Origin of the sequence: Bacillus sp. ISO11 (genome assembly GCF_003458115.1) — a bacterium.
In the GTDB taxonomy this organism is placed as follows: Bacteria; Bacillota; Bacilli; order Bacillales; family Bacillaceae_G; genus Bacillus_A; species Bacillus_A cereus.
In genome coordinates, this window is sequence record NZ_QXCO01000002.1 from 98827 (window position 1) to 111964 (window position 13138).

Sequence of the window (13138 nt, forward strand, 5' to 3'; positions counted from 1 at the left end):
TTTAAGTAATGAAGAAAATGGCATTATCCTTCGCAGTCGTAAGTTTATTACTAGGAGCTTGTAGTAACAATAGTAATACGATTAGTAAGAAGGATGAAGTTATACAAAAAGATACAAAAGAAAAAAGTATGATTCCGAGAACTGCTGTTTCTAAAGATTATTATAGAACTGTTATTCCTTTAAAAGAACAAAAGGTTATTAATACAGCTAATATAAAAACAAATTCTAAATTAGATTTAGCAGAGTATGAAAATGGTTTAATAAATATTGCAACGCAGCAATTTGATACAGAGAGTCACGTACTACAATTAAACCAGTATATTCCAGAGAAACTAATTGATGAACTAGTTGCGAAAGTAGAAGCGCCAGTTTTGACGAATATTATAGAACAAGACTATTTCGGAAAACAGAATTCAAATGAATTAAGTTTATCTGGTGTTATGATTGGCTTAGCTATGTCTTCAAGTGTATCGAATGAAGAGGCTATGTCTAAAGGGACTGAAGTTGCTAAACAACTTATTGAAGCTATTAACAAAAATGATAAGTATAACAAATCTCCAATTACGTTTGCTATCTTTAAGCAAGAAAGTACTAGTTCTTTAAAAAATGGTACGTATATTGCTAGTGCTACTGTTCAAAAGAATGATACGAACCTTGGAAATTGGAGTACAATTGATGAAAAGTCGTATTCATATCCTTCTGATGAATTTACACAAGCACATGGAGAAGATAATACAAAAATAAATAACTTTGCTAAGGAAATAAAAGGTTTTTCTAATGGAGATTTTATTCCAGTCAACGCTAAAGTTTCTTATAAGAAAGATCAAATGGATACATTAAATATGAATATTGTTATTAAATATAACGGTAAAACAGAATTAATGGCTCTTACCCAATTGGCTGCGCAAGGTATGTTAGACAAATTGCCTAAAGATGCGAAAGTACAATTACAGATCAAGTCCGAGAGTAAAATCGAGGCTGTGATTATAAAAGAGAAAAACAGTGATAAACCGTTTGTTTCCTTCTTGTAAAAAAGACAGTATGTAAACTGTCTTTTTTATTTTAAATGAAAATATACAACGTTTTTTGATAGTAATTCATTGCTGTATATCGTGTGACAATCGTATATGTATCAGCTATAATAAGTTATCTTAAAAAAGTAACATATAGGAATTTGAAAGAGGTGGCTTTCTTATGGCATCACAACAATTAGGTCGTTTACGTTCTGAAATTGATCAACTTAATTTACAAATATTAGAGTTACTAAACGAAAGAGGTCGTCTCGTACAAGAAGTTGGTAATTTAAAAGAAGTACAAGGTGTGAAACGTTTTGATCCTGTACGTGAAAGAAATATGCTGGATTTAATTGCAGAGAATAATAATGGTCCATTTGAAACTTCGACTTTACAACATATTTTCAAACAAATTTTTCAAGCTGGTTTAGAATTACAAGAAGATGATCATCGTAAAGCATTACTTGTTTCTCGTAAGAAAAAAACAGAAGATACGATTGTTGAAATTAATGGTGAAAAAATTGGTGACGGAAATCAGCATTTTATTATGGGACCGTGTGCAGTGGAAAGTTATGAACAAGTACGTCAAGTTGCTGAAGCAATGAAAGAGCAAGGTCTGAAATTAATGCGTGGTGGTGCGTTCAAACCACGTACTTCACCGTATGATTTTCAAGGTCTTGGGTTAGAGGGATTACAAATTTTGCGCCAGGTAGCAGATGAATATGATTTGGCTGTTATTAGTGAAATTTTAAATCCGAATGATATTGAGATGTCATTAGATTACGTTGATGTTATTCAAATTGGTGCTCGCAATATGCAAAACTTTGATTTGCTAAGGGCAGCTGGTGCTGTAAATAAACCAGTATTATTAAAACGTGGTCTATCAGCAACGATTGAAGAATTCATTAATGCGGCAGAATATATTATGGCAAAGGGAAATGGGAACATTATTTTATGTGAACGAGGTATTCGTACGTATGAAAGAGCGACGCGTAATACGCTTGATATTTCCGCTGTGCCGATTTTAAAGAAAGAAACACATTTACCTGTCGTTGTCGATGTAACGCATTCTACAGGGCGACGTGACCTTCTCTTACCAACTGCAAAAGCAGCGATGGCAATTGGTGCAGATGCAATTATGGCTGAAGTACATCCAGATCCAGCTGTAGCTTTATCAGATGCGGCGCAGCAAATGAATATACCGCAGTTCAATGATTTTATGAATGAATTAAAATCATTTGGAAGTAAATTATAAAAACTTTTAATGAGCTGTTCCAAAAAGGGATTTTGGAACAGCTTTCTCTTATTGTATAGCGACTGTCATTGTCGATTTTTGTTGGTAAGTTGATATATTTAAAAAATCGCTGATATAATTAGAGTTGCGGTCGATATATTTGGAAAATCGCTGATATATTTCGAGTTATAGTCGATATATTCGAAAAATCGCCGATATAAATTTCATTTACTATCGTACTGCTTAAAATAAGATTTCTACTTAGGAAACATCTATTTTTTTACAAAAAATGCCCTTTTTTCATAAAAAATACGAAAATACGAGAAAAGAAGCGAATTTTTTCGAAACTTTTGCGGGAAAATATTGTATGAGCCTGCGTTTTTATCGTATCATTAGTAAAAGGAAGAACTCGGGACGATTGGTGGCATCTGCAAATAGAGTTGATGTCTTTTTTTCATTCAAGTAACCGATACATAAAAATAGATAACAAAAATAGAAGGAGTGTGCGATGAGATGAACGTAACAATCTATGATGTAGCGCGCGAAGCAAACGTTTCAATGGCTACCGTATCTCGTGTTGTGAACGGTAACCCAAATGTAAAGCCTACAACAAGAAAGAAAGTATTAGAAGCAATTGATCGTTTAGGATACCGCCCAAATGCGGTAGCACGTGGACTAGCAAGTAAGAAGACAACTACAGTAGGTGTTATTATTCCTGATATCTCAAATACGTTTTATGCAGAACTTGCACGTGGAATTGAAGATATCGCAACAATGTACAAATATAACATTATTTTAAGTAACTCTGACCAAAACAAAGAGAAAGAGTTCCATTTATTAAATACGATGCTTGGAAAACAAGTGGACGGAATTGTTTTCATGGGTGAAGATATTACAGACATTCACATTGAAGAATTTAAAAAATCTCCAGTACCAATTGTATTAGCAGCGTCATTTGATGAGCAAAATGAAACGCCATCAGTAAATATTGATTATACACAAGCAGCTTATGATGCAATGAAGCATTTTATCGAGCAAGGACATAAACGTATCGGTTTCGTCTCTGGTCCTTTCATTGATAAAGCGGGAAGTGCGAAGAAGTTACAAGGTTATAAAAAAGCTTTAGAAGAAGCTGGTATTTCATATGATGAAAATCTTGTAATCGATGGAGATTACACATATGACTCAGGTATCGAAGCATTCGAAAAGCTTTGGAGCAATGATGAAAAGCCAACAGCAATCTTCGTGTCTTCTGATGAAATGGCACTAGGTGTAATCCATGCAGCACAAGACGCTGGATTAAATGTACCAACTGACGTAGAAGTACTTGGTTTCGATAATACACGTCTTGCATTAATGGTTCGTCCGCAGCTTTCAACAGTTGTTCAACCGATGTATGATATCGGTGCAGTAGCAATGCGTCTATTAACAAAGTATATGAACAAAGAAAAAGTGGAAGATCACACTGTTATCTTACCTCACCGTATCCAATTTAGAGATTCAACGAAGTAAGTATAAAAAAGCTCACAGCATTTGCTGTGAGCTTTTATTCGGATTCAGGATAGTATTTTTGTACGACTGTATCCACCGCTTTATTTTTCTTAACGTGTAAAAATCTTGCGTACAATTCTTTTCCAGTTTCAAAGGGGGTATCGTCTAATTCAAACACATGCAACACTTTTCGAAACGTCCACGTTACTTGCTCATCGTACATATTATCGTACGTATCTTCAGATTGCATAGCAATTTTTTTACCAAGTTCGTGAGCATCCTCTAAACTGTTTGCTTTAACAAGAATAATGCTTTCTTCAAAAAGTGTATTGTGATTCTCTTCATAATGCCTTCGCTATAGATGGGGCTATTCCTTGTTATATGTCACATAAGTGCAAATTTAACTATTATAGGGCAATGTCATGTATAATAGAAAGAAAAGGCTTGTGAGGGGGGAAAAGAGATGATCGTTCTTTGGATAATTACGCTTTGTATGACTGCTATTTTTGCATATATGACGTTAAAACAAAATGGTTTAAAGCGATTTGTTCCAGGAAGTATTCTTGCAGGAATTGCCCTTATCACGTATGTAATTTCTATTTTTATTGAAAGTGTATCAGTAGATATGAGCACAAGTTTAATGTTTATTGGTATTACACTATTTGCAGGTAGCATTATGGTACTTGTGGTTGCTGGTATTATTTTATTTATTCATATGAATTCGGAAACGTTATAGCATATAGAAAAGGCATGTCCCGAGGGACATGCCTTTTTATCCGTTCAATTATGCTCTATCTTTAGAAGAGTTTTGCTGTTTTAGTAAGTCGCGAATTTCGCCAAGAAGAACTTCTTCTTTTGTTGGTTCTGGAATTTCTTCCTCTTTTTCTTCTTCTTTTTTAGATGTTAGTTTGTTGAAAACTTTAACAAACATAAAGATAGAAGCTGCGATAATTAAGAAGTCAAAAATTGTTTGGATGAAGTTACCATACATAACAGCTGATTTACCATATCCAAATTGTAAATCTGTAAAGTCAACGCCACCTAATACCATACCAAGTAATGGTGTGATGATATCTTTTACTAAAGAACTAACGATTTTACCGAATGCAGCACCGATTACAACCCCGACAGCTAAATCAACGACATTCCCTTTGAAAGCGAATTTTTTAAACTCGTTCCACATGTGTTAATCCCATCCTTTCCACGATTCATTATGAAATTTATAATTCCTATCAACATATTCTATAGAAATTTACGAGAGAAATAAAGAGGGAATGGGAATGAAAGTAAATTCTGAAAAATGTATCCGTTTTAATTTTTATTTACATCATCTAGTAAAGATTGTAGCATTTGCTGCGTTTTTAATCCTTCTAATCCGTCTACAACAGGCTTTGTATCGCCTTGTACACACTCAATAAAATGATGAACAGCATCTTCAAAACCACGTTGTTTTAACGTCGTATCCCATGATGGGGAACCACTTTGTGAAACTGAGTTTTCCTGTTCAATTTCAAATGTATTCATATTTTTTACGCGAATGATTTTCCCTGGCGTTACAAGTTCAATTTGTTCTAAATTTGTACCGGCATGGCGATGCATTGCAGTAGAAAGTAATAGTCCACTTGGAGTTGTATATGTATGATGTCCGTAAAGAAGTTCATTCTTTTCATTGATTTGCATCATATTGTGAACGGCGTTAAGGTCATCATTAGCTAACCAGCGAGCGGTATCTACAATGTGTAAATAATCATCTAACATAGTGAAGTCGTACGTATATGGCCCGACTTTATTTGTACGATGCTTTTCAATTCGAATCCATGAAATATCATGAGCCTGTTCTTTGGCAGCGACATACATAGGAACGAATCTGCGATTAAATCCGACCATTAATTTTCGGTTATACTTCTCGCTCAACTCGACTAGTTGCTCAGCTTGTTCCACTGTAGCTGCTAGCGGTTTATCAACATAAACGTCGATCCCTTTTTTTAGAAGTTCAGAAACGATTTCATAATGCGATGCAGTTGAACTATGAACGAAGATTGCATCGCATTCCGAAGCTAACATTTCAATAGAATGAAAGTCTTGAATTCGGTATTGCTGGCAAACTTGTTTTCTTTTCTGTGCGTTAGGTGTAAACGCCCCTACAAAATTCCAATCAGTTTCTTTTGTAAGTGTTGGAAGATAGGCCTTTTGCGCAATACTTCCAAGTCCAATCATCCCAATTTTTGGTTTGTTCATGTTTATTCCCCCCTATTAATAGTAATGTAACGGCTTAAATGTAGCATAGGGTGGGGGAGGAAGGCAAAAATTAGCTTTTTACTTACGGCCTTCTAACAAAATCTTCTCTATCTCCTCAAAGTGATGAGCGCGAGCATGCTCTAGCGGAGTAACACCATCATTGTCTGGAATATTTACATCTGCACCGTGCTCAATAAGAAGGCGAATGACTTGTTGCTGTGTTTCGTTTCCGTTACTTAGTACGATGGCTTCCATTAAAGCTGTCCATCCCAGGTTATTTACATGATTTACATCAATATTTGTTCGAGTGAGGAGTTCTTTTATAACGTCAATATAGCCATGTTCTGAGGCTGGGATAAGAGCTGTTCCGCCGTAACGATTTGTAATCGTAGGATCTGCACCAGCATCAATTGTTAATTTTAAAATGTCTAAGTAACCTTCCGCACCGGCATATAGAAAGGGATTATTTTTCATGTCATCTTGGATATTTACGTCAGCACCAGCTTCGATAAGTGCCTTTGCGGTTTTTACATCATTTTTGTATGTAGCAATCATAAGCGGAGTGCGTCCTTGACTATCCGTCGCATTTATATTTGCGCCTTGTTTTAGTAAAGATATAACAGTATTCGTTTCATTTTTTTCAGTGGCTGCTAGTAGTGCAGTCTCCATGTTTATCATCTCCTTTTTTACTTCTTGTTCTTGCGAGCATCCTTGTAAAAAAATTACGCAACATATCATACTGAATGTTTTTTTGAACATGGAATTTCAACCTCCTAATTTCAACTGTAAAATAGGAACATTAAATTTTTATAAACTGACGCTAAAATTACTATAAAATCGCTTGAGTAATTGAACATATATTTTTATGCTTATAAATAATAAGGTTTGATAAAGTGAGGATTTAAGATATGTCTATTAAAACAAGGTTTTTATTTTCTTATATTGCTGTTATCCTCGTTTCCATTACGCTTATATTAGTCGCGGGATTTTTAATCGTTTTTTCGATAACAGGTGACTTGGAAGCAGTGAAAAATTTCTATAAAAGTTCTTACATTCAAAAGCCGCTTACACCAGAAGAAGAGAATGCCTATCTTGAGTTGAAGTCAGCAGCCAAACAGCATCAATCTCAATTGCTAGATGAGTCGTTTGTCTCAGCAATAGAAAAAGAGGGTGTGAAAATAGTAGTAAGAAAAGGAGAAACACTTTCATATGCTTCAAACGTATTTGAAAGTGTATCTTTAAAAGAAGCCCTTCCGAAATTTGAATCAGCAAATATTAATAGTCGTGGTACAACGGAACTAGGCGATACATTTTATCGATATGTAAAGTTTGATTTTTATTTTCCTCAGGAAGAAGAGGGAAGTATATTTGTATTAAAAAAGCAAAGTTCATTTGTAGATCTTACACAAAAATTATTTCCAATCTTATTCGTATCGCTTTTACTACTAGCCATTTTACTCATTGGATTATTAAGTTACCTCGTTTCAAGAAGTGTAATAAAACCAATTTTTGTATTGAAAGGCGCAACGGAGAAAATTAAAGAAGGAAATTTAGATTTTCAAATACCAATTACATCACACGACGAAATAGGGCAATTAAATCAAGGGTTTGAGGAAATGAGGAAGAGATTAAAAGAATCGATAGAGATGCAAACACAGTATGAAGAAAATCGAAAAGAGCTTATTTCAAACATCTCTCATGACTTAAAAACACCGATTACATCAATTATAGGATATGTAGAAGGAATAAAGGACGGGGTAGCAAATACGCCAGAAAAAATGGATAAGTATTTAACAACTATCCATACGAAGGCAAAACATATGGACACACTCATTGATGAACTCTTTTTGTTTTCGAAGCTCGATTTGAATCGGGTTCCATTCCAGTTTGAAACAGTTGAATTAAATACGTTTATGCAAGAATTAATAGAAGAGATGCAGATGGATTTAAGTAAAGAAGGTATAGAAGTTAACTTACAATTACATGCATCAACACTATATGTAACGGCTGATTGTGAAAAAATAAATAGAGTGATATCAAATTTAATTCATAATAGTGTGAAATACATGGATAAAGAAGAGAAGAAAATTACTGTAACAGTATCGAGTGATAATAATAAAGTTATTGTGAAAGTGATGGACAACGGATCAGGTATAGAAGCTGATACATTGCCGTATATCTTTGAACGTTTTTATCGTGCAGAGCAATCGCGGAATTCTAGCACAGGTGGAAGTGGACTTGGTTTAGCAATAGCGAAGCAAATTGTTGAAGAACATGGCGGGGAAATTTGGGCGGAAAGCGAGCTTGGTAAAGGCACAAGCATTTTCTTCTCATTGGAAAAAGTAGAGGAATGTGGTGAGTAAATTGAAAAGAATTTTATTAATAGAAGATGAAGTAAGTATTGCAGAATTACAGCGAGATTATTTAGAAATTAATGATTTCCAAGTTGATGTAGAGCATTCAGGAGAAATAGGTTTACAAACAGCCTTGCAAGAAGACTATGATTTAATTATTTTAGATATTATGCTTCCGAAAATGAACGGATTCGAAATTTGTAAACAAATACGTGCTGTAAAAGATATTCCGATTCTACTTGTTTCAGCAAAAAAAGAAGATATAGATAAAATTCGCGGACTCGGATTAGGAGCGGATGATTATATAACGAAACCGTTTAGCCCGAGTGAATTAGTCGCAAGAGTAAAAGCACATATTGCCCGTTATGAAAGATTATTAGGAAATGTAAGTAAGCAACGTGATACGTTATATATTCACGGAATTTCTATCGATCAACGAGCGAGAAAAGTTTTTATAAACAATGAAGAAGTTGCGTTTACAACGAAGGAATTTGATTTATTAACATTCTTTGTTACACATCCAAACCAAGTATTAAATAAAGAACAGTTATTTGAACGCATTTGGGGATTAGATTCCGCTGGTGATTTAGCCACTGTTGTCGTCCACATTAGAAAGCTACGTGAAAAAATTGAAAGAGATCCTGCTCACCCGCAATATATTGAAACGGTATGGGGAGCTGGTTATCGTTTTAACGTGTAATATACCTGCCGAGTAATTGGCAGGTTTTTTATGTTATTTGTCAAAAGGAAATAATAGGTAATTTGTGTTAAGATATAAAGAGAGATAAAACATAGTAGAGCATGAGAGGGTGTGCTACATTTTGGGAGATACATTACAAGATAATAAATCAAACAAGGTCTTAAGGATTGGAACTAATATTATAATTATTTTATTAATTATTGGTGCAATACAAATGTTTTATGATAAAGATTATACAAATGATCATTTCGGCTGGTTATTTTTAGTATTAGGTTGGATAGTTAGAAGCATTTTTAATATTACGATAGGTTTAAAAGAAGGAGATAAAAAGTCAGTGTTGTTTGATGTAGGTTTGGTGCTCTTTTCCTTTTATCTTTTATTTTTATATAGTACGAAATATTTCTTCTGAAAATTTAGCTCATAGTCTTATAGAGACTGTGAGCTTTCCTTAATAATAACGGTACTGGCGTAACGATTTATAAAATATTTGAGTAGTAGAAGTAAACAGGGTCGCTTCTTCTAAAAAAGGATAATGGTTGCTGTTTTCGAATGGAATGAAGATAGAATTACGTATCCCATCATGTATCTCGATAGAATATTGAACTGGACACTGCACATCATATCTTCCGCATATAATAAGTGTCTTTGTTTGGATGAAAGGTAAATACTCTCTTAAATCAAATGAAGGATATTCATTGGCGAAAGCGTTCATCCGGCTAACGGACATTGTTTTATTGATTGGTTTACAAAAATAAGAGTTGTAGTTTTCTGGTTTATACAATGATAATTTTGTTCTCTCAGTAGATAGTTCTTTTCGTTCTTTACTTGTAAGGTGAGGGCTTTTTAAGTTTTCGATGAGTTTTTGCATATAATGAAACTGTGGATGTGCTGGGTGATAAATGCAAAATGGTGTTTCGGTATAGTTACTTGCTGCAGCTCCTGCTACGACTAATGATTGTAAGGAATTTGGATATGTAATCGCATATAAAAGTCCAAGCATACCACCTGTTGAATGACCGGCGAAATGCCATGTTGGAAGTTGTAATGCTTCTCGTATTGCTTCTAAGTCGTGGATTGTTTCAATCATGCTTAATTCGTTTTCTGACTGGGCGGTTACAGAGCGACCAGTATCTCGTAAATTAATGAGAAATACACGATGCGTAGCAGTAAAAACATCCGCAAAGTAATCACCAGTTTCATTAAATTGTGAATAGTGATGTGTAATACAAAGCGATTCGCCATTTCCTTTTGTAAAGAGTTCAAATGTACCGCGTTTCGTGTTGATTATTTGTTGTGTCCACATAATATCACGACCTTTTCTCATAAAAGTTGGGCCAGACTGTTATAAAATGAAAATATATCAGCGATTATTAGAATATATCGGCGCAACTCGGAATATATCAGCGATTATCAAAATATATCGGCGTAACTCGGAATATATCAGCGATTATTAAAATATATCGACTTACCGACAGAAAACGACAATAATAGCAAGCTTTAAATAAAAGGAGGCTATTCAAAAACGAGCCTCCTTTTCGTTTAGTATAAAGATTTTGTCATATTATTCCGAATAATTTCAAGGGATTTCGCTACAGTTAATGCGTTTTTTTCTTCAATTTCTGGTTTACGGGGGATAGGTTTATACATGTTGTCTGGATCTTCCCATGTGAGGGGAAGTTCTGTTTCTGCTTGTCCTTTCCAAGCTTCAATCCATTCTGGAGGGAGATAACCTGAGATGTTTTGGATGTTGTTCATTTCGAGCCAAATGAGTGCCCAAGCTCTTGGAACGACGCGCCAGTGATCATAGCCACCGCCGCCGACAGCGATCCAGCGACCGTCGCAATACTCATTAGCAATTTCACGAGCGAGCTTCGGTATTTCGCGGTAAATATTCATTGTCGCACAAAGATGTGTAAGTGGGTCATAATAATGTGCGTCAGCACCATTTTGCGTTAAAATAATATCCGGTTTAAAGTACGCTGCAACTTCTTTTACAACAGTTCGATATGATTCTAAGAACGATTCATCTTCTGTAAAAGCATCGAGTGGAACGTTAAAAGAATAACTATAACCATTACCTTGTCCACGTTCGTTTACAGCGCCAGTTCCAGGGAATAAATAGCGACCAGTTTCATGCAGTGAAATGGTGCATACGTTAGGGTCATCATAAAACGACCACTGTACGCCATCACCGTGATGAGCATCTGTATCAATATATAAGACGCGTAAACCGTATTTCTTCTGAATATACTTCATTGCTATGGAGCTATCGTTATAAATACAAAAGCCAGATGCTTTACCACGGAAGCCATGATGTAAGCCGCCTCCTAAGTTAAGCGCGTGTTTTACTTTTCCGGAAAGAACAGCATCGACAGCTGTTAACGTACCACCAACGAGCAATGCGCTTGCTTCGTGCATATTTGGGAACATCGGTGTATCTTCTGTTCCGAGTCCATATGTCATCGCAATTGATTTTTCTAACTTTCCTTCTCCAGCACGTTTTACCGCATTTATGTACTCCTCTGTATGAATGTAGGCAATCTCTTCATCTGTAGCCATCCGTGGTGAGATGATTTGAGAGGGAGAGATGAAACCGCCCTTTTGTAATAAATCATACGTAAGTGTGACGCGCAGTTGGTTAAAAGGATGATCAGGGCTAAATGAATAGCCCCGAAAGTCATCCGAATAAATAAACGCGCTACTCATGCTTGCATCCCCATGATGTTTGGCCATAATACGCGGTAGCCTTCTGCTTCAAGTGCATCAATCACTTTTAGAGGATTCATCGTTTGAATGCGGAAAACGAGTACTTTATCATTCTCGTCTTTTGCTGGGTAGACGAGAACGCTCACGATATTTATTTGTAAATCACTAAAAATAGCAACGACTTTTCCAAGAATACCAGGTTCGTTTTTTACTTGAATTTCAATTTGCGAACTTGGTTGATGTGCTCCTGTTAATTTTACTAATGTGTGCAGTACTGTAGATTCAGAAATGATTCCAACTAACTTCCCGGCCTTTGTAACAGGAAGACAGCCAATTTTATTTTCAAAAAATAAAGTAGCAATTTCCTCAACGAAATCGAGAGGATGGCAAGTCATAACAGGATGTTTCATAATAAGTTCGAGCGGTTGCTGTAGCATATCGAGTGAAACTTGTTCATCTAGAATAGACGGACTTGCATCTCTTACATCCCGATCAGAAATAATGCCTACGACGTGATTATTTTGATCGACAATTGGAATGTGCCGAATGCCTTTCGTGCGTATCGTTCGGATTGCTGTTTCGATTGTATCGTTTGGATGTAATGTAACTACATTTTGATTCATAATTTCTTCTACAATCATTCCAGTTGCCCCCTTTATTAATACATAAAACGATTGTGAAAACGTAGACGATCAAAAGCTTGAATAGAATCCGTATCAACGCGTTTACCGATGCGGACCATTAAACAGTTGGCAGGATGTGAACAAATTTCAGGATCGTCTGTAGCCATCCATTGTAACCCGCCAGCATTCATCATCTTCTCCATTACTTTTCGGTATTCCCACACATTCAATCCTGTTTGTTTCAAATCCCAGTGCCAATAATATTCAGTCGTCAATATAATGTAATCTTCCATATAATCGTCCATCATAGAAACCTCTAGTAAGTTCTTTCCGACAGAACTCCCGCGGAAGGCTGGGACTACTTCAATTGCCCCAAGCTCAATTAAGTTTTCCATTTTTCCTTCTGACCATCGTTCAAGTGGATCAGGATACAAGTATGTAACATATCCAACAATTGTTTGGTCATGTCTAGCAATAATGAGACGAGCTTCTGGTAATTTAGAAATTTCGACAATTGCTTTATATTGTTGCTCGGCAGGACGAAACGCAATTAAGTCTGGATGAAACTCATACATTTCTAAGTTATGTGTAGAGACAGGACCTTCAATAATTAAAGTGCCTTTCGCTGTTTTTAAGTTTCTAGCATTATATATTTTTTTATGAATCAATGTATTGCTCACCACCTTGAGGGTTTGTGAATCTATTAATATCGTACTTTATAATATATGCGATGTGAATCGAAATTTGTCATTAAAAATTTGTCTAAAAATCAACAAATA

The 13138-nt window shown here is 35.4% G+C and carries 14 protein-coding genes and 1 pseudogene; 7 read left to right on the top strand and 8 right to left on the bottom strand.

The genetic code is table 11. The annotated features are described in order from the left end of the window. Positions 1-8: 8 nt before the first annotated feature. From D1166_RS02425 to ccpA, 3 genes are all read left to right on the top strand, one after another. Positions 9-1031: a CamS family sex pheromone protein gene (locus tag D1166_RS02425; protein ID WP_000738025.1), complete on the top strand. Its 1023-nt coding sequence runs from the start codon at positions 9-11 to the stop codon at positions 1029-1031. A 163-nt stretch (positions 1032-1194) separates the two neighbouring features. Then, positions 1195-2268, top strand: a complete 1074-nt coding sequence (locus D1166_RS02430; RefSeq protein ID WP_000168204.1) for a bifunctional 3-deoxy-7-phosphoheptulonate synthase/chorismate mutase — start codon at positions 1195-1197, stop codon at positions 2266-2268. Between the two features lie 492 nt (positions 2269-2760). After that, entirely contained in the window at positions 2761-3759 is a 999-nt protein-coding gene (ccpA, locus tag D1166_RS02435) for a catabolite control protein A (protein WP_001103297.1), read from the top strand. Positions 3760-3793: 34 nt separating this feature from the next. Here ccpA and D1166_RS02440 read toward each other — a convergent pair. Next, a pseudogene (locus D1166_RS02440) lies at positions 3794-4087 on the bottom strand (DUF4288 domain-containing protein); the annotation flags it as partial. Between the two features lie 114 nt (positions 4088-4201). On the opposite strand from D1166_RS02440, the gene D1166_RS02445 reads away from it, so the two are divergent. Further along, positions 4202-4474 carry a DUF3917 domain-containing protein gene (locus tag D1166_RS02445; RefSeq protein WP_000636590.1) on the top strand — a complete coding sequence of 91 codons (273 nt, stop codon included), beginning with the start codon at positions 4202-4204 and terminating at the stop codon, positions 4472-4474. A 48-nt stretch (positions 4475-4522) separates the two neighbouring features. On the opposite strand, the gene mscL is transcribed toward D1166_RS02445, so the two are convergent. The 3 genes from mscL to D1166_RS02460 form a co-directional block, all read right to left on the bottom strand. Then, positions 4523-4921, bottom strand: a complete 399-nt coding sequence (mscL, locus tag D1166_RS02450; RefSeq protein WP_016110800.1) for a large conductance mechanosensitive channel protein MscL — start codon at positions 4919-4921, stop codon at positions 4523-4525. A gap of 128 nt (positions 4922-5049) precedes the next feature. Then, a complete protein-coding gene (locus D1166_RS02455; RefSeq protein WP_001039709.1) occupies positions 5050-5976 on the bottom strand; it encodes a Gfo/Idh/MocA family protein in 927 nt (308 codons plus the stop codon). A 78-nt stretch (positions 5977-6054) separates the two neighbouring features. Further along, on the bottom strand, positions 6055-6735 hold the full coding sequence (locus D1166_RS02460) for an ankyrin repeat domain-containing protein (protein ID WP_000474110.1): 681 nt from the start codon (positions 6733-6735) through the stop codon (positions 6055-6057). Positions 6736-6884: 149 nt separating this feature from the next. Between D1166_RS02460 and D1166_RS02465 the strand changes: the two genes are divergently transcribed. From D1166_RS02465 to D1166_RS02475, 3 genes are all read left to right on the top strand, one after another. Beyond that, positions 6885-8339, top strand: coding sequence for a sensor histidine kinase (locus D1166_RS02465; protein WP_000023866.1), 1455 nt, complete (start codon positions 6885-6887; stop codon positions 8337-8339). Position 8340: 1 nt separating this feature from the next. Then, entirely contained in the window at positions 8341-9030 is a 690-nt protein-coding gene (locus D1166_RS02470) for a response regulator transcription factor (RefSeq protein ID WP_001986686.1), read from the top strand. 121 nt (positions 9031-9151) lie between these two features. Further along, on the top strand, positions 9152-9439 hold the full coding sequence (locus D1166_RS02475) for a hypothetical protein (protein ID WP_000502934.1): 288 nt from the start codon (positions 9152-9154) through the stop codon (positions 9437-9439). 39 nt (positions 9440-9478) lie between these two features. Here D1166_RS02475 and D1166_RS02480 read toward each other — a convergent pair whose 3' ends face one another. The 4 genes from D1166_RS02480 to acuA all read right to left on the bottom strand — a co-directional run bounded on the left by D1166_RS02480 (position 9479) and on the right by acuA (position 13027). Beyond that, positions 9479-10354, bottom strand: coding sequence for an alpha/beta fold hydrolase (locus tag D1166_RS02480; protein ID WP_100240194.1), 876 nt, complete (start codon positions 10352-10354; stop codon positions 9479-9481). Positions 10355-10569: 215 nt separating this feature from the next. Further along, a complete protein-coding gene (gene acuC / locus D1166_RS02485; protein WP_000092810.1) occupies positions 10570-11736 on the bottom strand; it encodes an acetoin utilization protein AcuC in 1167 nt (388 codons plus the stop codon). Further along, positions 11733-12377, bottom strand: coding sequence for an acetoin utilization AcuB family protein (locus D1166_RS02490; RefSeq protein WP_000634583.1), 645 nt, complete (start codon positions 12375-12377; stop codon positions 11733-11735). The genes acuC and D1166_RS02490 overlap by 4 nt, the downstream gene beginning before the upstream one ends. 17 nt (positions 12378-12394) lie before the next feature. Beyond that, positions 12395-13027, bottom strand: a complete 633-nt coding sequence (acuA, locus tag D1166_RS02495) for an acetoin utilization protein acetyltransferase AcuA (protein WP_000581388.1) — start codon at positions 13025-13027, stop codon at positions 12395-12397. Positions 13028-13138: the final 111 nt, after the last annotated feature.